The sequence below is a fragment of the Paenarthrobacter sp. TE4293 genome, from assembly GCF_050435325.1.
GTDB lineage: Bacteria > Actinomycetota > Actinomycetes > Actinomycetales > Micrococcaceae > Arthrobacter > Arthrobacter nitroguajacolicus_C.
The window spans coordinates 37,091-56,564 of record NZ_JBNJRY010000008.1 but is presented as its reverse complement, the minus strand read 5'-3'; the positions used below and the strand labels follow the sequence as shown (position 1 = coordinate 56,564).

Genomic DNA, 19,474 nt, shown 5'->3' with positions numbered 1-19,474 from the left:
CAGCGCAACCGAAACAGCGCACGACGGCGGCCTCCCGCCGTCGTGCGTTTGCCGCTTTTGCTGGCGGCCGGCTTAGCGCGCGTCCTTCTTGGCTTGGCGCTGCGCCTTATGACCCCTCGGAGGTTTCCCGGAGCCAGGAGAGCGCTTCCGTATGGGAAGTGAAGAAGCGGGTGGGGCACGGAGGCTCCTGGACGGCCAATTGGTAGTCGGCGAGCATGCGGTCCACCGGATTGTTTCCCAGCAAGGCAATCCTTGAGGCCGCGCAGGGTTTAACGAAAACGTCGCGGGCTGCGCGGCTGAGGTGGGCGGTGTCTGCCATCGTCACCAAAAGGGGGTACCGGCTGCCCGCGGCGAGTTCATTGACGGCCTCCACGGCCGCGCGGGCGTTGGCGGCCTCGATGCGGACTCCGGGTTTCCATGCAAGGAACATGACGTCATCGGGTTCGAAGCCGATGCCGTAATCGCAGGGGTCCTTCTGCGTCATCGACGTCCCTCCCTCTCTGCCGGTTTGCCCCGGCTGCCACGGCCTGACTCAACCCTGCACTCAAGGACAATCATCCCCTCTCATCCGAAAAGAGTGATCTTTGGGTAGGGCGTTGCCCGTTCTTCACGGGCTCAGCCGGCTGAAGAGTCCGCGTTCTCGGATTCCTCCGCCGCCGTTTGAGCGTAGCTGGCCGAGACCCGCCGGTAGACCGGGGTCAGGAAGGCCAGGAGCGCCACCACGATCATGATGAGACCGGCCGCCAGGAACACCAGGGCGATGCCGCGGGAAACGCCTTCGCCCAGCAGCGGTTGGAGCTGGGCTGCGCCCTCGGCTGAACGGGCGTACGGGATGATCCAGAACTGGGCGATCGGGGCGATGAGGAATGCTGTGATGGGTGCAGCCGCGGACTCGAATGCCATGGCGAAGCCAAACACCCGTCCTTGGCGGGGCAAGGGAACCACCTTCTGGATGACGGTCTGTTCAGCCGCTTCCACCACGGGAACCAGCGCCATGTAGAGCCAGATTCCCACGATGTAGAGCCAGGCCCATTCCCGGAGCGTGAACACTGCGCCGATGACACCCATTACGCCCACCGCTATCAGCATGGTCCGCAACGGGTTGGATCCGAGCCCGAATTTGCCGATCAGGGCGCCCCCCAGCACAAACCCCGTGGCTCCCACGGCGAAGACGGTCCCCCACATCTCCACCGAGAACATTTCCAGGCCGTAGGGGTCCATCAGCGCCATGTAGACGCCACCGATGAAGTTGTTGAACGTGGAGAAGAGAATCAGCGCGAACAGCCCGGAAATTGCCATGACGGCAGCCCAGGAGCCACGCAGGTCGAAACCGCCCTCCGCGTCGGAGGCCGCGGCCCGCAGTTCCTCGGGCATCCGCAGCGTGAGCAGGTGCATGAAAGCCAAGGCCGTGAGTGCCAAGGCGACAACCACGGTCCAGCCCATGCCCAGCAGCCCCACCGACAATCCGGAGAGCACCGAGGTCACAATGAACGTGAGTCCCTGCACCATGCCCACCAGCCCGTTGGCGTTGGCCCGGCGATCGGGTTCGATCAGGATGGTCACCGTGGTTGAAAGCGCGATGTTGCGCATATTCTCCACCACTGCGCCGATCAGGATGATCATGGTGAAGATCCAGAACCAGGGCTGGGTCAAGTCCAGCAACGCTTCCTCTGGTGTCAGCAGGAACATGACCCCAGACAGGACGAACATCACCAGGGTGAACGCGGCAGCGAACCGCATGACGGCCAGTTTGCGGTAACGGTCCACGAACGTGCCGAAGCTGATGCTGGAAAGCGCGATCAACAGCATGTACGCGCCACCGATGACGCCTGTGGCGATCACGTTGCGGGTCTCCAGGTACACCCAGAACGTCAGGGCGAACCAGAGATAGCTCGTGGTGATGTTGGCCAGCGCAGTATTTACCAGGATCCCGGTGAAAGTCCGGGATCTTTGCGCGGGTGTACGAACGGATAGGTCGACGGTGTCAGTAGACGCGGCGGATGCCGGTTCCTGCTCGGTCATGCGATCCAGTAAACCACCGGGCCCAACCTGCCGGTAGTATCGGCAGGGAATTCACTAAACTCTTGGGGGATTGTTTTCTATGACAGAAATTCAGGGGCAACTGTCCTTCACGAAGGACGCCGACCGGGACTTGGAACTCCAGGAATACGGCCTCGACCCTGCGGTGGATTCGACGCTCCTGCCCAATGCCGCCGTCATGAGTGCACTGCAAAACCTCGTACGGCTTGCAACGGAACTGTGCGGCGCTCCGTTTGGCGTGGTCAACATCATCAGCGCCGAGTACCAGCACCAGATCGGCGCCTGGGGCGTGGATCCCGGGGTGTGCTCGCGCGAGGACTCCATGTGCGCCAAGGTCTTCCTCTCCAGGGAGCGGACCGTGGTGGCAGATGCCTCCCGGGATCCCCGCTTCGCGGACAATCCGTTTGTCACCGGCGAGATCGGCAAGGTCCGCTTTTACGCGTCCGTTCCCCTGCAGACGGACTCAGGATTCGTCCCCGGAACGTTGTGTGTTTTCTCTGACCAGACCAAGGAGTTGCGTCCCGAGCAGGTCAGTATGCTGGAGGTCCTGGCCAAGCAGGTGGTGGAACTGCTGGAACTGCAGCACCGGACGGTCCAGCTGGACCGCACCTACGCCGAACTCAAGGACAGCAACGCCAAACTCGCCGGGTTCGCGGGCCGGGTCAGCCACGATCTCCGCATCCCGCTGACCACCATCCTCGGTTACGTGGAGTTGGTGGAGGATGATCCGGACGTGGAACCCGACAGCACCGCGGCGCGGTACCTGGACCGCATCGGTGCCAGCGGACGTCGGATGCTCGGCATGTTGGAAGATGTCCTCAGCTACTCCCGCGTAGGTGGTGGAATCCAGCCGGGCCACGTTTCCTTGCGAGAGGTCACCGAAGAAGTAACCCGTGATTTGGGCATCGAGAACCACGGGATTGTTGAGGTTGAGGATCTCAGCCTTTACGCGGACCGCGGCCAACTTCGCACATTGCTGCAGAACCTCCTCTCCAACGCCATGAACTACCGCAGTCCCGAGCGCGACCTCCATATCCGCGTCGGCGGTGCTTCCAATTACCACGGGGCCACCCTTTTCGTGGCCGACAACGGCAAAGGCATCAATCCGCAAGACCGTGCCAAGGTCCTGGAGCCCCTGGTGCGTTTGCGCCGGCAGGGCGACGGTCCGGGCTCGGGGCTCGGACTGGCCACGTGCAGCAGCATCGCCAAGGCACACGGCGGTGACCTGACTCTCGCGGAAACCCCCGGCGGCGGAACCACTGTGGCCGTCAGCTTTCCTTCCGGCAGCTGAGGCACTTTCCGCTGGTTAAGGCACGACGGCGGCAGGTCGCCGTCGTGCGTTTGTCACCGTCCGGTGGCTACTTACCGGCTTCGTTATGCCGGTCTTTCGCGGGCTTTTTGTCAGTTTTGCCGTCGCCCTTTTTGTCGGCGACATCCTTGCCGGTCACAGGTGCTTCCACGACGGGCGCTTGAATGGCGGGCGGTTGGACGGCAGGGGCCGGAAGTTGCTCTGGTTGCGTCGTCTCCGGGAGGTTGACCACTTCAGCAGGCACGGCCTCGGCGGGCGCAGGCCCAACGGGCGCAGCCGGGACGTCAGGCACGCTGGGCTGCGGTTCGGCCTGCGATATGCCGGAGTCAGCAGGCTGTGACGGATCCGCCGTGTTGTTGCCTGTCGGATTGATGCCCTGCGAGAAGATCAGCAGCGCGAGCGGGATAGTCACTGCTGCTGCCGCGACGCCCCGGACTGTCTTGGGACGACGTTTGGTGAAGGTCCGGATGCTGGTGACGGTCGCCTGCTTCCGGGTAGCTGCCCGAAGCGGGGTCCGCGAAGGCACCGGCGGCAGCACCGCGGTCCTGCGTCCGGACTGGATACCTTCTTCGGCAAGCGACTTTTCGACGTCGTGCGCGGCAGGACGCTTTTGGGGATCCATGTCCGTCATGGCTTCCAGGAGGGAGCGCAACGGCGCGGGCAACTCCACGGGAATCTGCGGTGCCCGGTGGAGACGCGCTGATGCCGTTTCGATGGGGGTCCCCGGGTATTCCGCCCTGCCTGTGAGGCATTCGAGGAGCACGAGGCCCAGCGAATAGATGTCGCTCGCGGGAGTCAGGGCGAGGCCTTGCGCCTGCTCCGGGCTGAGGTATTGAGCCGTTCCCACAGTGAATCCGGTCGCCGTGAGGCGGTTGTCGTCCATCACCAGTGCTACGCCGAAGTCCGCCAGCTTCACAGACTGGCCCAGCCCGTCGTCGTCGGATACCAGGATGTTGGCCGGCTTGATGTCACGGTGGATGACGCCGTGGGCGTGAACCTGGGACAGTGCCCCGGCCAGCCGGATCCCGATGCGCGCGGTCTCGGGAATGGTGAGTGGCCCCTCCGTCAGCACCGCACGCAGGTCCCGGCCTTCGGCAAGTTCCATGACCAGATACGCACGCTCTTCGTCGTTCCGCGTGTCAACACCGGCATCCAGCGCCGCCACCAGCCCTGGGTGGTCGAAGGCTGCCAGGAGCCGCATTTCATTTTTCTGGCGGGCCCGGAACGAGTCGTCACCGGAGCCGGGCAGGAAGATTTTGATGGCGACGTCGCGGCCGAGCAACAGATCAGTCGCCCGGTAGACCGCAGACATGGCGCCCCTGCCCAGGACAGGTCCCAACTGGTAGCGGCCGTCAAGTGTGTCGTCGATGGAATCGGGGACCCGTGAGTCCACGGCCTCGTCATTGTTGCCCACGAAAATGTCACGTCCTTCAGGCATACCTGGAAGCTACGAACCCAAACGCTGTTCGGTGATACCCAGCAATGCCGTCAATCAAACTTCACGATAGCCGCGTGGCCGCCTGCTTCAGCCTCAGCGGCCTGGGCAATCCAGCCCAAACAGCATCATCCGGTTTCACCAGATAAGTCATCAGGATACTGATTAAGTGAGGGAAAGAACAATACGGGCGTCTCGCCAGGCGTTATGGCTCAGGCCTTTCCCAAGCGATCCACTTCCGCGCGAAGCGTGCCCGCGGGCACGCCCAGCGACCATTCCGCGACGTCGGTGACGAACCGCGTGAACGCTTCATAATCAAAGGAACCGGCGTTGTTGACATAGGAACCCACGCCATCGATTGCCACCCAGATCCGGATGCAGGCCGCGAACGGGTCATCCACGGCGAAGTCGCCTGACGCCACCCCGTCCTCAATGAGGGCGGTGAGCCGGGTGCGGTCCAGGTGTTCCTGTGCGAGCAGCGCATCCGTCAAGGCCGGCGTGAAGCGGCAAAGATGCCTGGCGTTGAGCCACAACCGGGTCAATTCGTAGGCGCCGTTGCCCTCGATGCGTGACACCAGGTGCGCCATCCGCAGGAGGGGTGTTCCGGCGTCGGGAAAAAGCTCTTCCCGCTCTTCCGAAACGGCACGGACAAAGGCGGCGACCACCAGGTCCTCGGCAGCGGGGTAGTAGTGGCTGATCAGGCCCGGCCGAACACCCAGGCGGTCTGCGATCGCGCGGAGGGTTATCCGCTCCAGCCCCTCGTTCAAGGCGATGGAGGCGGCCTCGGAAAGGATCTCGGCGCGGCGTTCGTCAGGTAATTTTCGGACGCGCTGCGATGTGGGGCTTGACACCATGCCCATCAGTCTATTGGATTAGTGACCAATAGCACGTTGGTCGCATGACCAATAGCGCCCCAGGCCGGTTTCCAGCGTTGCGAACCGGACCTTGCCCGAGAGGAACAGCGTTGTCCCAGCCCCACACGACCGATCCGGTCAGTTACCCCGAACCCCTTGCCCACCCCGAAACCCGTGGCATCGAAGTCATCGAAGCCTCAGAGAGACACGGCCGAGCCCGCGACCTCTTCCCCGTATGGGCAGCCCCCAACGTCAGTGTCCTGAACTTCACCGTAGGCGCCTCCTTGATCCTGCTCGGACTGGAGCTGTGGCAGGCCCTCCTGGTCATCGTGGCCGGGAGCCTCCCCTGGATTCTCACCGGCGTCGTGGCCACCAGCGGCCCGGCGGCAGGGACATCCGGCTCCGTCATCACCCGCGCCATCTACGGCATCCGTGGCAACAGGGTTATCGTGGCTTTCTTCGGCTGGTTCATTTCAGCAGTGTTCCTGGCCCTGAACTGGCTCGCGTCCTCGTTCATGGGTGCCGAGCTCCTGGCGCAGCTTGGCTTCACGGATCCCGTCCTGGCTCCAGTGCTCGTCACCATCGTCGTGGCCGCAGTCACCGTGTTGGTGGCAGTGTTCGGCCACAGCCTGATCCTCCGGAGCTACCCCGTGGTGGCCTCGGTGCTCCTGGGCATCTTCCTGCTGGTCACGGCATTCGTCCTCCCCCACGTGCAGTGGGGATACTCTGCCCCCGCGCCGTTGGAAGGCGCACCGTTGTGGTCCGCCGTCACCATCGGATTCGCGATCCTGGCCTCCACACCCCTGTCCTACTCAAACAGTCCGGACTTGGCCCGCTACCTCCCGGAGACCACCAAACGGTCGCACATCGTCGCGGCCACGGCCTTCGGCGGCGCTTTGCCCTGCATGTTCTTTACGGCCGTAGGCGCACTGCTGGCCACCGGCATCAGCGCAGCGGCCATGGACCTCGGCATCGAATCGGCCCTCCTCGCCCTGCTCCCGGCCTGGCTGGGACCGATCTTCGTAGTCGGCGTCATCATCAACACCATTGCGCTCAATGGCATGACCACGTACACGGCGAGCATGGCTTTTCAATCCATCGGAGTCCCGATCCGCCGCATCCCGTCCGCAGTGGTGGTCGGAGCGATCGGCACCGCCCTGACCATCTACCTCGTGATGTCCACCAGCCTCCTCGACGCCGTCAACCTGATGCTGCAGTTGCTGGTCCTGATCTCCGGTCCCACCATGACGATCTTCGCTGTGGACGTCATCCTCCGCCGTAACCGCTACAGCGGTGGGGACCTCTTCAACGAGAAGCCCGGCAGCCCGTTCTGGTACAGCGGGGGCTGGCACATCCCCGGTTTGCTCGCCGTTGTCCTCGGCGCGGCCGTGGCCTCGCTCTTCCTCACCAACGCCGTGTGGACCGGCCCCATGTCGGCAGCCATGGGCCTTCTGGACCTCTCCGTCCCTGTATCCATGATCGTCACCGCCGGGGTGTACATCGCGCTGTGCCCGGCCTTGCGCCGCAGCCCCCGCAACACACCCGCCATCCAAGGAGCAACCGCATGACCGTCGACACCGGACACCACCCCGCCCGCTACCCGGGCGCGGCCGATCAACCAACCCTGGACACCTGGCAGGAGGGGCCGCACAACCGCTGGACGTTCGCGCACCTCGGCGAAATGATCCCGACGGCGTCCATCTCCCGCCGTTTGCCGGCCACCCTGGCTTCAGACAGCTTGGACGCTGTGGCGCTCCCGGGCCTGCGGCGCCGGCTGGAAGAGACCTACACCGACGCCTTCCTGGTCCTGCACCGGAACAAGGTCATCGCGGAGTACTACCGCCCCGGTTTCGCCAGCGATGACCGCCACCTCGTGATGAGTATTTCGAAGTCGATGTGCGGGCTCGTGGTGGGGGCCTTGATTGATGCCGGCGGGATCGTCCCGTCCGCCCGCGTGGTGGACTACGTCCCCGAACTTACCGGCTCTGCTTACGACGGACCCACCATCCAGCACGTGCTCGACATGGCCATCCACCTCGATTACAGCGAGGACTACATGGACCCGGCCTCCGAGGTGCAGACCCACGACCGCTCCGCCGGGTGGCGTACCCGCCGCCCCGGTGACCCCGAAGACACCTACGCCTTCCTCACCACGCTCACCGGCAACGGGACGCCGGGCAACTTCCAGTATTGTTCGGCCAACACCGACGTCCTGGCCTGGGTCATCGAGCGGGTCACGGGGCTGCGGTACTCCGAGGCACTGTCCACTTACCTGTGGTCCAAGCTCGACGCAGACCAGGACGCCACCATCACCGTGGATTCCGCCGGTTTCGGCTTCGCCAACGGTGGCGTCTCCTGCACCGCCCGCGACCTCGCGCGGGTAGGGCGGTTGATGCTCGACGACGGCGAAGGTCCAGGCGGGAGGGTGGTGTCCGCGGAGTGGGTCCGCAGCATCCTCAACGGCGGGGACCGCGAAGCCATGGCTGACTCGTCCTTCACCGCCATTCACCCTCGTGGTTCCTACACGCGGCAGTGGTGGTGCACCGGCAACGAGCGCGGCAACGTCACTGGCGTAGGAATCTACGGCCAATACCTCTGGATCGATCCGGGCACCGATACTGTGATCGTGAAGATGTCCACCTGGCCGGAGCCGGACAGCGAACACCTGCACGCGCTTCAGAATGAGCTACTCCTCGACATCAGCCGCGCCATGGACTCCAATGCCCTGAATTCCAACGACCTGAACGACGCCAACACCACAGGACCAGAAAGCAAGGAAACCGCAGCGTGACCACCCAGCTCTACACCAATGCCCGCATCTTCACTGCCGATACCCGCCGCTGGGCCGAGGCCCTCCTCGTCCAGGGCGAACGCATCCTCTACGTCGGTGACGCCGCCACCGCCGAGCGCCTCCGCCCGGATGCCGAGCGGGTCGATCTCGGGGGCCGCTTGGTGGTCCCGGGTTTCGTCGACGGCCACGCGCACGTGGTCGGCACCGGAGAGGCCCTGGGACAGGTCAGCCTGTGGGGCGCCAAGTCCGTGGAGGAGATCCAGCAACGCATCCAGGCGCGGGACACCGAGCGCCCGGACGCTGACCGGATCCTGGCCACCGGCTGGCTCCACGGAGCAATTCCCGGCGGTGTTCCGGACGCTGGGATGCTGGACGCCGCGGTCCAGGACAAGCCCGTCTATGCCTTTGCCTACGACTTCCACTCGGTGTGGGTGAACTCCGCGGCGCTCGCTGAACTCGGGATCGACGACCACACGGAGAATCCGCACGGCGGCACCATTAAACGCGATTCCCAAGGGCACGCCACCGGCTACATCGACGAGAACGCCTTTTACGACATGGTGCTCCCCTTCCTGGACTCCCAGGTAAGCGAGAACGAGCACATGTCCAGTATCGCCGCAGTCCAGCAGGCCTACCGCGAGACCGGCGTGACCACCGCCTGCGACATGGGCTTCAACGAGACCGACCTCGAGGCCTTCAAACGGGCTGACAAGGACGGGACGCTGACCAGCCGGCTCATCGCCTACTGGCGGGTGAACAACAGCGGATCGCCCGAGGAAAACATCGCCCAGGTCCAGCGGGCGGCCGCGCTCGCCGTCGAGCAGGAATCGCCGTTCCTGCGGGTGGTGGGCATCAAGGTGATCATTGACGGCACCATCGACGGTTGCACCGCCACGCTCGGAATGCCCTACGCCGACGGCTCGAATGCCGAACCGATCTGGACCCTTGGGGAACTCGCGCCGGTGGTTGCCGCGGCGGACGCCGCCGGGTTGAAGGTTGCCATGCACGCCATTGGAGACGAGTCGGTACGGATCGCGATCGGCGCCGTGGAACACGCCGTGGCGCAGAACGGCCCCCGCGAACGCCGTCACCGGATTGAGCATCTGGAGTTGGTGGACCGGGCCGACGTCGACCGCCTCGCCGCCCTGGGGATCACGGCCAGCATGCAGCCGGTCCACGCCGATCCTGCCATCAGCGAGAACTGGTGTGCGAAGCTGGGCGACGACCGTGTGGAGCGGGGATTCGCCTGGCCGTGGATCACCGACGCCGGGGGCCGCCTCGCTTTCGGCACGGACTCCCCCACGTCCCCGCACGCCCCGCTGCCCAACATGTATGTGGCCACCACCCGGGCCTCGGCCCTGGACGAGTCCGCCGGAACCAACGTGCCGGAGTTCGCCCTGCCGTTGGCCGAATCGATCGAGCACGCCACCCGCGACTCGGCGTGGACATGCGGGGCAGAGAACCACCTCGGCCGGCTGGCTGCCGGACTGTACGCAGACTTCGCGGTCCTGGACACCGATGTTTTCGCCAACGAGAACCCGCGCGTCCTTCTGGAAGCGAAGGTCGCGCGGACAGTGGTCGGCGGGCGTACGGTCTACGAAAACCCGGCAACCGCCTAGAGCACAACCGATCCACAACGGCCGCTGCTCCGAATCAGTGTCACAAGGTGAGGAGCAGCGGTTTACCCATGGACGTTCTGCAGGAAACAGCCCTATCGGCCGGCGCCGGGCTGCGGCGCGAGGTGATCACCACGGAGCTGGGCCCGTGCGCTGTCCGCATCCAGAGAGCCCCGGAGGAGCACGGAACCCTCGCCGATGTGTACCTTCATGGAGCGGCCGGATCGTGGACAACGTTCCAACCGCTGCTCCCGGGCTCCCCTGAACGCGACCAAGTCCTCCTGGACCTGCCCGGCTGGGGCGATTCCACTGAAGGTGCGCGGATTGCAACCGCCACTGTCGAGGCCATGGCGGGTGCCGTCGTCGAGGTTTTGGATGACCTTGGGTATGGCAGGTGGAACCTGGTGGGCCACTCCATGGGCGGCGTCATTGCCCTGCATCTTGCTGCCGCCTGGCCCGAACGGACACTCAGCGTTGGGGCGATATCACCCACAGCCTTCGGGGTAGCGGAATCGGCCCGGCAACCGAGGCGGGGACTCACGTCGCTGCCATGGTTTGTCGGGATGCTCCTGCTCATGCGTGCCATGGCAGCCCTCGGAGCCTGGGGCCTGGCCCTGATCCGGGGTGTCGGCACCACCCCGCTGATGCGGCTGCTGCTGTCGCCCCTTTTCTCGGACACGGGTTCCGTGCCGGCGGAAGTGATTCGCGGGCTGGGAAGGGATGCCCGGCCTGTGGCTTTCTGTGCCGCAGCGCGGGCCATTGCCCGCTACAACTTTGCCCAGTGGGACAGGATCAGGTGCCATGTCCTTGCCATCCGAGGGGCCAACGACGCGTTCACGCCCCAGTCCGACCTCGATCAACTGGCTTCCGTCGTATCCCGGATCCGGACAGTGACAGTGCGGCGCTGCGGCCACTTCGCGATCGCTGAGCAACCCGCGGTCGTTCAGGAACTGGTGGACGAATTGCGGCTGCGCTGAACGTCCGACGGCGACCTCCCGCCGTCGTGCGCTTCCTTACGTGACGTACGGAACTGCGGTCCCGCAGGTACGCAGGGCACAATGGAAGGCATGACCCTCACAACTTTCGCCCTCGTCCGCCATGGCCAAACCGATTGGAACGCGGAGCGCCGGTTGCAGGGTTCCACGGACATTCCGCTGAACGACGTCGGCCGCGACCAGGCGCGCGAAGCCGTCGCTTTCCTTTCGGATCAGCAATGGGACACCGTGGTGTCCTCGCCGCTGGGCCGCGCCGCCGAAACTGCTGAGATCATCGCAGAAGGGCTCGGCCTGAAGGTTGCGCGGCTGGTTCCCGAGCTCACCGAACGCAGCTTCGGTCCCGCCGAAGGATTGCAGGCCGGCCCCGAGCTGGAGGCCCTGCGCATCCCGGGCGGTTTCCGCGGCGGTGAAAGCGACGAAGCTGCCGCTGACCGTGGCATCGCGGCTTTGGAAGAGCTCGCCGAAGAGTTCGCGGGCAAGCGCGTCCTGGTGGTCGCGCATGGCACGTTGATCCGGCTGACCCTCAGCCGCGCCATCGGCCGCACCCTGGACAGCGTCCAGAATGCGGTGCTCAATCTGGCCCATCACCACGTGACCGACGGCTGGCAGCTGGAGTACTTCAACGGCGAGCGCGTCTCGGCCGATATCGACGCCTGACGTTACGCCGGCGGGCAGGGTTGGACAGGGGCCAGCACTGTCGGGGGCTCCGGGCAGCCCGATCTACCTGGCTTCGAGGCGCGCCTTCAGCTGTTCCGCATAGTCCGTGTAGGCGGCAGCAATTTCTTCCAGGTCCACCGTCTGGGGGAAGTCGATCACGGGCTGGTGTTCAGCCAGGTACGTCGTGGTTTCTTCAACAATGAGCTGCTCATCGAACGCGTCCAAGCCCACCTCGGCAAGGAACTCCGGGTTGGTGTGGACCAGGGATTCCCCGGTTTGGCCCTCCGAGGCCCAGCGCACCAAGTATTCGTTCTGATTGACCGATTCAATATCGAATGACTTCTCCATGGCAGCAGCCTAACGCCGGAATCACCGTTCGCTGTTACGTGGCCGGTGCCGACCGGGCGCCCATGTGCTCCAGCAACGCCTCCGCCGGCAGGCCTAGAAGGGCGGCCGCGAGACTGCCCATCAGCTCCAGTACATACTCGCTGCCGGCGCTGCCAGCCAACACGTCCATCACCAGGCCGTCTTCCTGGGCGACCAGCGTCCGGGCAATCTTGGCCGGGTCCAAAAGGGGCGAAAACTCGCCCGAACGGGTTCCGGCGTCGATGATGTCACGGTAGACGCGTTCCTGGGCGCCGGTGAGCTCTTCCTGGATCCGGCGCTGTTCCGGGTCACGCAGCATGTGGGGCCAGTACTCGTAGAGGATGCGGGAGACGTCGTCGTCGAGTCCTGCGGTGGTACCCGCACCGATGACGGCGGCAAGCCTGGCTGTGGGGCCCATCTCCGGATCAACCGCTTCTGCGAGCTTTTCGAGGAACCTTGCCGAGGATGCGCGGACGGCGGCGGCGATGATCTCGGCGTGGCTGCCGAAGTAGTAGAGCACAGCGTTGGCTGCCATGCCGGCTTCGGCGGCGATGGCCCGCAGCGTGGCCCCCTCGGCGCCGTCACGCGCAGCCACAGCCTGGGCTGCAGCCACGATCTCTTGTCGCCGGATTTCCTTCTTGTCGACCCTTGCCACTGCCGCTCCCCCGTGGACTCCCGAAGATTTCTGTTGACATTGACTCTAGACGGGTATTGAATGGCATTCAAATTTGAATGTAATTCAAATTACTGATTCAACGAGGAGTCTCCGTGTCACATCCCCCTACCCCACGCATCACCACCACTGACCCAACACCCAAGGATCCACCGTCTGAAGGCCCCAAAGCCTCCAAAGGACTCAAAGCCGGCTCCATCGGCATCGGCCCCACGGTCGCCCTGGGCCTGGCAGCCGTCGCCCCCGCCTACAGCCTCGCCGTCACGCTCGGCTTCGTCGTCCTGGCCGTCGGCGCGAGCACTCCCGCCGCCTTCCTGCTCGGATTCGTGCCGATCTTGTTCACAGCCCTCGCTTTCAGGGACCTGAACAAGGAAATGCCCGACTGCGGTGGCGTCTTCGTGTGGATCACCCGGGTTTTCGGACCGGCAGCAGGGTGGTTCTTTGGCGGATGGGTTCCCCAGATGGCCACCTTCATTGCGAGCGCGGCGCTGGCCCAAGTGGCCACCACGTACTTGCTCAACTTCTTCGGCCTGGTCTGGATCGCCGCTGAGCCCATCGCTGTTTCCGCCATCGCGTGCGGACTCATTGCTCTGAGCGCGTGGATCGCCGCCAGGGGCATCGAGCTCTCCGCGTGGGTCCAGTACGCCCTGATTGGCCTGCAACTGGTGGCCCTCGGCGGCTTCTGCGTCGCGGCGTTCACGGCGATGGCTACGGGGACCTCCGCCGGAACTGCAGCAGGCGGCGCTGAACCGCCAAGCCTGGAATGGTTCAACCCCTTCGCGTCCGGGGACATCTCCGGGCTGGTCTCCGGCGTCATCCTGTGCCTCTTCATCTACTGGGGTTGGGACGCCCTGATAGCCGTGAATGAAGAAACCACCGACCGCAAGGGAACCCCCGGCAAGGCAGTTGTCATTACTACCGTCATCCTGTTGTTCTTCTACGTCGTCACAGCCACCGCCGCCGTCGGCTTCGCAGGGACCGCGGGCATCACCAATCCGGACACCGTCTCGGATGTCCTCTCCGTTCTTGGCCCGCAGGCGACGGGGGAGGTGTTTGGCCAGGTCATCATGCTGGCGGTGGGCCTCTCCGCGCTGGCGGCGCTCATGACCGTGGCCGTCAGCACCCCCCGGACCTGGCTCAGCATGGGCACCTACGGCGCCCTCCCCCGCGGCACCACCCGGATGCACGCCAAACGCGGAACCCCCGCCACCTCCATCTCCTGGTGGGCCGTGATCACCATGGCCATAACCCTGGGACTAACGGCCATCAGCGCCGACTTCATCGGGCTCGCCATCCTGTCAGTGGGCCTCATGATCGCGGCCTACTATGCGGCAACGGCCCTGGCCTCCGTGGTGTACTTCGCGCCGCTGATGCGCACCTCTCCCTCAGCCCTGGTCCTAAAGGGCATCCTTCCCGGGATCGGAGCACTCCTGATGATCGGAGCGTTCGCCTACAGCGCCGTTGACATGCTCTCCCCTGACTACGCGGGGCTTTCCTGGCTGGGCATCGGCTCGGTCTTCTGGATCGGCATCGGCGCACTGGCCGTCGGCGCCGCGGTCACCGCAATCGTGAAGCCCAGGCTTCGGCGCTTCTTCTCCGGCGCAACGATCCCCCGCGGAAACGTCACCTCCCGCCACGAACTTCCCACCATTCTCAGCAACGAAACCGAGGCATAAATGCGCATCCTGTCCATCGCAGCAATTCAAACCAACCCGGTCCCCAACGACCTCGAGGCCACGTGGGCGCGATTCGAAGCCCAGGCCGAGTCAGCCAGGAAGCTCGGCCCCGACGTGGACGTCATCGTGGTTCCCGAGCTCCTGCTTTCGGCACCTGGCGAGTTCCTGATACCGGACCCGGAAGCCGAAACCCGCTCCGCCGCCCCCATCCCCAGCCCGCTGACCGACCGCATCTCGGCGCTGGCCCGCAGGCTCAATGTGTGGCTCGTGCCGGGCTCACTGCTGGAGACGGATAACGGGAGCACCTACAACACAGCCATCGCCGTCTCTCCGCAAGGTGAGATCGTGGCCCGCTACCGGAAGCTCTTCCCCTGGCGCCCCTTCGAAACCACCACGCCCGGGGATTCATTCGTCACGTTCGACATCCCCGGCTGCGGACGCATTGGCCTGGCCATCTGCTTCGATGGCAGCTTCCCTGAAGTGGCGAGGCAACTGGCCTGGCTCGGCGCGGAAGTCATCATCCAGCCAACGCTCACCACCACCCGGGACAGGGCCATGGAAATCGTCATGTCCCAAGCCAACGCCTTCGCCAACCAGGTCTACGTGGTGAACGTCAACGGCGCGTCCCCTTCCGGGGTGGGCGAAAGCGTCATTGTCGACCCCGAGGGCACCATCATGCAGCACGCCAAGGGCGGGGAGGAGATCCTCTTCGCCGTCCTTGACCTGGACCGCGTCACCCAACTCCGTCGCTCTGGGACCCACGGCATTAACCGCCCGTGGACGCAGCTCCGGGACCAGGAGGGCCTGTTGTCCTTCCCGATGTTCGGCGGCGCGCATTTCCAGTCCCCGGAGTGGAACGAGCCCAGTCCGGCAAGCCGGCCCGGCGGGGCTGCCTCCACCGGGCTGCGCCTCCCCTAACGGAGGAAGCGCGCGACCTTAACGGAAGAAGCGCACGACGGCGGCATCCCGGCGTCGTGCGCTTCTTCAATTAACCGGGGCTGCCCCGGCTGGTAAAACCGGACTGCTAGACCTCGGGGCGGCGCTCGACCACCGTTTCAGGTGCCGTCCGCCGCTCCACCACGGTGCGGCGGGTCCTGTTGGACATCGCGATGGAAATGATGAGTCCAATGACGCCCACCACCATCAGGATGTAACCCACCAGAACCTGGTCCAGGAAGGGGATGAGTCCGGGGGCGAGAGCGAAGGCCAAAATGGCTCCGATCGCAATCAGGGCAATGGAAGAACCGATTCTCATAACGTGCTCCTCGTGTCCGTTCGGCGCGTGGTCAGGGATCTCCGGCCGAATCTGTACAGTCAGCATACTTATGATCAAAGACTCCCACCAGCCAGGACAACGACCGGATTCAGTGGCCGTATCGCGCGGCCACCCGGGCGATGGCATCCTCGGGCGTCGGCACCGGCCCGAACACCTGCTCCTGGCGGGTGGTATCGGCTACATATTTTCCGGTTTCGAACCACGCCACCATGCTGGCCATATCACCCACCAGCGGAAGGACCTTGGCGGTAACCTTGCCGAGCCCGGCGATGGCACCCGCAGGTATGGTCATCACCTTGATCGGCTTGCCGGCGCGGCGCCCGGCCACCTCTGCAGCCTCCCGGATGCTCACGGGCCGGCTCCAGCCAATGTCGATACGCTCTCCCTCAACAATGTCCGCGTCAACAGCCTCTGCGAGGTATTCCGCCACGTCGCTGGCGAGGACAAACGTGAGCTTCGCATCCTTGGATCCGAGCCAGACAAACCGCCCCTTCGCGAACGGATCACCACCCATCCCCACAGCCTGGTCAAAGAAGGCACCCGGCCGAAGCGCCACAAAGGGAACACCGAGCTCCTGGAGTTTGTCCTCAGCGAGTTTCTTGTTCCAGAAATGCGGAATCTGCGGCGTCTGGTCGCTGGTCACGATGCTGATCAGCACGAAGCGGGGCACCGCGGCCTGCTTGGCCGCGACGGCAAGGTTGCTGTTCCCGTAGGTATCGATAGCTTGGGCGTTCCTGTCGTTGCGCGTGTAGCCGGCGGCGGTCGAAACCACGGCGGAAACCCCTGTCATTGCAGCGACCAGGGAAGCTGCATCCAGCATGTCTCCGCGTGCGATGTCCACGCCCTTGGCCTCCAACTTGGCGGCGTTGGACTTGGGCCGCACCAAAGCGCGGACCTTCTTGCCGCGCTTGAGCAGCTCGTCCACCACCTGGCCGCCCAGGAATCCGGTGGCACCAACAACAAGGACAGGCAGATCTTCAGCCACGATTTCTCCTCCGGATTTGGTTCCTCCAGTGGTAGCACGCGCCGGGGAGCAGGGCTAGACCTCACAGCAGAACTTACGGTGCACTATGAGTGCAGTATGATGCACTTATGGACGGCAGCACCACCACCCTCTCGCTGGCCATCGGCGCGCGGGTCAAGCAAGAACGACAGAGCCGGGGCTGGACCCTCGACCAGTTGGCGGAGGCCGCCGGCGTCAGTCGACGGATGATCATCAACGTGGAGCAGGGGGCGGCGAACCCCAGCATCGGCACTCTTCTGCGGATCAGCGACGCCTTGGGGGTCGGACTTCCCGCACTGGTTGAGGCTCCCCGCCCGAAGCCCGTCAAAATCACCCGGAGCGGCGAAGGCGCAGCACTCTGGACCAGCAGGCAGGGCGGCCTGGGAATCCTGGTGGCCGGAACGGAATCACCGGACGTGGTGGAACTCTGGGACTGGACGTTGGGCCCCGGAGACAGGCATGGCAGCGAAGCGCACGCCCCGGGCACCAAAGAACTCCTGCAGGTTCAGTCCGGCACAGTGACCGTGGACGCAGGCGACCAGTTGGTCACCCTGGAGGTGGGCGACGCCCTGACCTTTCCCGGCGACGTAGCCCACTCCTACGCCAACCTCGGCACAGCCGCTGCCCGGTTCATTCTGGCTGTTTTTGAACCCGGCGTGGGGTCAGGGCACCGGCAGGATTCCACCAGAGGACAGAGCTCATGAGTACACCCAAGCGCGGCCCCATTCCGCCATGGGGACTCGCCGTTGCGGCCATGCTCTCGGTGCAGCTGAGTTCCGCATTGTCGGTGGGGCTCATCGCCGAAGTAGGACCTGCAGGAACGGCGTGGCTGCGGCTGAGCATGGGGGCGATCATCTTCCTGGCGATTGCCCGCCCACCCCTGCGCTCGGTCCGCCGGAACGACGTCCTGCCACTCCTGGGGCTCGGCATCGCCACCGGCCTCATGACCATCATGTTCCTCGCCGCCGTCGAGCGCATCCCCCTGGGCACCACCGTCGCTATCGAATTCCTTGGCCCACTGACGGTTGCGGCCATCCGAAGCCATAACCGCCGGGCACTGGCCTGGCCAGTCCTTGCACTGCTGGGAGTCGTCCTGCTGACCGAACCCTGGCATGGCCGGATAGACCTGCTGGGCGTCATGTTCGCAGCCATTGCGGCGGCCGGCTGGGGCGCCTACATCCTGCTGACGCAAATCATCGGGGATCGCTTCACCGGCATTGGAGCACTCTCGCTGACGGTCCCCATTGCCGCCGTGACGGCCGCCGTCGTCGGAATCCCGCAGGCTGTTGGCCACCTCGACTGGGGCATCCTGGCAGGGGCACTGGGCGTCGCCATCCTGATGCCCGTACTGCCGTTCGTCCTGGAGCTGAAGGCACTGCGCCGCATGACGTCCACCGCGTTCGGCACACTGATGTCGCTGGAGCCCGCGTTCGGCGTCCTCCTCGGGCTGCTGGTGCTGCATCAACAACCGTCGATCATCCAATTCATGGGCATTGCGCTGGTGGTGTTTGCCGGGGCCGCGTCGCAGCGCGGCGGGATCAGGAAATTGCCGCCCTTGGCCGAACCCACCACTGTGGCACCGGCGCCGGACGCGGTATCAGCCGACCACCCCGGCGCAAAGGCATAACGCACGACGGCGACCTGCCGCCGTCGCGCGCTGGACCGCACCTTAGATGGTGACGGCCAGCTTGCCCCGCGCCTGGCCGGCGTCGAAGTAGCGCATGGCATCCGGCACCTGCGCCAGCGGGTAAGTACGGTCGATGGCCGGCCTCATGGCCCCCGACTCCAGGAGTCCCGCCAAACACTCAAGATCGTCGCTCTTCTGCGTGCCCACGATCATGGTGAGCCGTTGCCGGATGAAGGGCGAAAGGGCCACGGCACGGAGTTGGCGGTCCATGCTCCCCGTCCACGTGCCACCTTCTTCGCCGCCGGTGATCACCGCGGTCCCGGCAGGAGTGAGCGCGCGGCGAAGACGCGACACCGAGGGGTTGCCTGCGATGTCGATGATGACGTCATAGTGCGCCGAGCCGTCAGCGAAATCCTGCGTGGTGTAGTCGATCACGTGGTCGGCCCCGAGGGCTCGCACCATGTCTGTTTTCGCAGCACTGGCCACACCAGTGACCTCTGCGCCGGCGGCCTTGGCGAGCTGCACCGCATAACTGCCCACGCCGCCCGATGCGCCCGTGACCAGGACCTTGACCCCGCGGGATGACTGACGGCCGGGGTCGATGCCGCCGGCACGCACTGCGATCAAGGCCGTGCACCCGGACACCGGCACGACTGCGGCCTGCTCGAAGCTGATGTTTGCCGGCTTGGGGGCCAGCCGGTCCTCACGGGCAGCGGCGTACTCGGCAAAGGTTCCCGTCCCCGATCCGAACACCTCGTCTCCCGCCGCGAAACGGGTCACTTTACTTCCAACCGCCTCCACCGTGCCGGCGAGGTCCACCCCGGGAACCGGGTTCCTGGGGGCCTTGAATCCGTACGCCAAGCGCAAGGCGTAGGGCAAGCCGGTGGTGACATGCCAGGTGCCGCGGTCGAGTCCGGCCGAGTGGATCTTCACCAGCACGTCATTGTCCGCAATGGGGGGAACCGGGACTTGTGCTTCATGGAGGACATCGGCGGAACCGTAGGCCTCCTGCACGATGGCCCGCATGAAGGGACCCGGCAAAGCCTGATCCTTGCGGCGACGGGATTCCTTGGCTTTCTGACCAGTGGTCATGGCCGGACCTTTCAGTACTGGTGGTGGCGCGCACTTTTCGTACGCTGTACTAATGAGATTACCG

The 19,474-nt window shown here is 65.0% G+C and carries 19 protein-coding genes; 10 read left to right on the top strand and 9 right to left on the bottom strand.

All coding sequences use genetic code 11. From position 1 onward, the window contains the following. Positions 1-106: 106 nt before the first annotated feature. Both QF015_RS16430 and QF015_RS16425 read right to left on the bottom strand, forming a co-directional pair. A complete protein-coding gene (locus tag QF015_RS16430; protein WP_310207568.1) occupies positions 107-484 on the bottom strand; it encodes an STAS/SEC14 domain-containing protein in 378 nt (125 codons plus the stop codon). Between the two features lie 131 nt (positions 485-615). Beyond that, entirely contained in the window at positions 616-2,022 is a 1,407-nt protein-coding gene (locus QF015_RS16425; RefSeq protein ID WP_310207571.1) for an MFS transporter, read from the bottom strand. 79 nt (positions 2,023-2,101) lie between these two features. Between QF015_RS16425 and QF015_RS16420 the strand changes: the two genes are divergently transcribed. Further along, complete coding sequence (locus tag QF015_RS16420; RefSeq protein WP_310207574.1) at positions 2,102-3,331, top strand: GAF domain-containing sensor histidine kinase; 1,230 nt, start codon at positions 2,102-2,104, stop codon at positions 3,329-3,331. Between the two features lie 67 nt (positions 3,332-3,398). Here QF015_RS16420 and QF015_RS16415 read toward each other — a convergent pair whose 3' ends face one another. Then, a complete protein-coding gene (locus QF015_RS16415) occupies positions 3,399-4,787 on the bottom strand; it encodes a protein kinase domain-containing protein (protein ID WP_429390186.1) in 1,389 nt (462 codons plus the stop codon). Positions 4,788-4,996: 209 nt separating this feature from the next. Beyond that, complete coding sequence (locus QF015_RS16410) at positions 4,997-5,638, bottom strand: TetR/AcrR family transcriptional regulator (protein ID WP_310207580.1); 642 nt, start codon at positions 5,636-5,638, stop codon at positions 4,997-4,999. Positions 5,639-5,748: 110 nt separating this feature from the next. On the opposite strand from QF015_RS16410, the gene QF015_RS16405 reads away from it, so the two are divergent. From QF015_RS16405 to QF015_RS16385, 5 genes are all read left to right on the top strand, one after another. Further along, positions 5,749-7,206, top strand: a complete 1,458-nt coding sequence (locus QF015_RS16405; RefSeq protein WP_429390185.1) for a purine-cytosine permease family protein — start codon at positions 5,749-5,751, stop codon at positions 7,204-7,206. Then, positions 7,203-8,429 carry a serine hydrolase domain-containing protein gene (locus tag QF015_RS16400; RefSeq protein WP_429390184.1) on the top strand — a complete coding sequence of 409 codons (1,227 nt, stop codon included), beginning with the start codon at positions 7,203-7,205 and terminating at the stop codon, positions 8,427-8,429. Before QF015_RS16405 ends, QF015_RS16400 begins: the two co-directional genes overlap by 4 nt. Beyond that, a complete protein-coding gene (locus QF015_RS16395; protein WP_429390183.1) occupies positions 8,426-10,048 on the top strand; it encodes an amidohydrolase in 1,623 nt (540 codons plus the stop codon). Before QF015_RS16400 ends, QF015_RS16395 begins: the two co-directional genes overlap by 4 nt. A 68-nt stretch (positions 10,049-10,116) precedes the next feature. Beyond that, positions 10,117-11,022: an alpha/beta fold hydrolase gene (locus tag QF015_RS16390; RefSeq protein WP_429390182.1), complete on the top strand. Its 906-nt coding sequence runs from the start codon at positions 10,117-10,119 to the stop codon at positions 11,020-11,022. A gap of 81 nt (positions 11,023-11,103) precedes the next feature. Next, positions 11,104-11,697: a histidine phosphatase family protein gene (locus QF015_RS16385; RefSeq protein WP_310207594.1), complete on the top strand. Its 594-nt coding sequence runs from the start codon at positions 11,104-11,106 to the stop codon at positions 11,695-11,697. Positions 11,698-11,760: 63 nt separating this feature from the next. Here the strand turns inward: QF015_RS16385 and QF015_RS16380 are convergent, their stop codons facing one another. Next, positions 11,761-12,045 (bottom strand): hypothetical protein, encoded by a 285-nt coding sequence (locus QF015_RS16380; RefSeq protein WP_429390181.1) that lies wholly within the window; start codon positions 12,043-12,045, stop codon positions 11,761-11,763. Between the two features lie 34 nt (positions 12,046-12,079). Beyond that, positions 12,080-12,718, bottom strand: a complete 639-nt coding sequence (locus QF015_RS16375) for a TetR family transcriptional regulator C-terminal domain-containing protein (RefSeq protein WP_310207600.1) — start codon at positions 12,716-12,718, stop codon at positions 12,080-12,082. A gap of 113 nt (positions 12,719-12,831) precedes the next feature. Here QF015_RS16375 and QF015_RS16370 point away from each other — a divergent pair, with 113 nt between their 5' ends. Continuing rightward, positions 12,832-14,412, top strand: coding sequence for an APC family permease (locus QF015_RS16370; protein ID WP_429390180.1), 1,581 nt, complete (start codon positions 12,832-12,834; stop codon positions 14,410-14,412). Then, positions 14,413-15,330: a carbon-nitrogen hydrolase family protein gene (locus QF015_RS16365; protein ID WP_310207605.1), complete on the top strand. Its 918-nt coding sequence runs from the start codon at positions 14,413-14,415 to the stop codon at positions 15,328-15,330. Positions 15,331-15,436: 106 nt separating this feature from the next. On the opposite strand, the gene QF015_RS16360 is transcribed toward QF015_RS16365, so the two are convergent. Both QF015_RS16360 and QF015_RS16355 read right to left on the bottom strand, forming a co-directional pair. Continuing rightward, the gene (locus tag QF015_RS16360) at positions 15,437-15,667 is read right to left on the bottom strand and encodes a DUF6458 family protein (RefSeq protein ID WP_310207608.1); all 231 of its coding nucleotides are present in this window, start codon (positions 15,665-15,667) and stop codon (positions 15,437-15,439) included. 109 nt (positions 15,668-15,776) lie between these two features. Then, positions 15,777-16,673 carry an SDR family oxidoreductase gene (locus tag QF015_RS16355; RefSeq protein ID WP_310207611.1) on the bottom strand — a complete coding sequence of 299 codons (897 nt, stop codon included), beginning with the start codon at positions 16,671-16,673 and terminating at the stop codon, positions 15,777-15,779. Between the two features lie 107 nt (positions 16,674-16,780). Between QF015_RS16355 and QF015_RS16350 the strand changes: the two genes are divergently transcribed. After that, a complete protein-coding gene (locus tag QF015_RS16350) occupies positions 16,781-17,395 on the top strand; it encodes a helix-turn-helix domain-containing protein (RefSeq protein ID WP_429390179.1) in 615 nt (204 codons plus the stop codon). Beyond that, complete coding sequence (locus QF015_RS16345; protein ID WP_429390178.1) at positions 17,392-18,318, top strand: EamA family transporter; 927 nt, start codon at positions 17,392-17,394, stop codon at positions 18,316-18,318. The genes QF015_RS16350 and QF015_RS16345 overlap by 4 nt, the downstream gene beginning before the upstream one ends. Positions 18,319-18,360: 42 nt before the next feature. Here QF015_RS16345 and QF015_RS16340 read toward each other — a convergent pair whose 3' ends face one another. Next, positions 18,361-19,410: an NAD(P)-dependent alcohol dehydrogenase gene (locus QF015_RS16340; RefSeq protein WP_429390177.1), complete on the bottom strand. Its 1,050-nt coding sequence runs from the start codon at positions 19,408-19,410 to the stop codon at positions 18,361-18,363. Between the last annotated feature and the right edge of the window lie 64 nt (positions 19,411-19,474).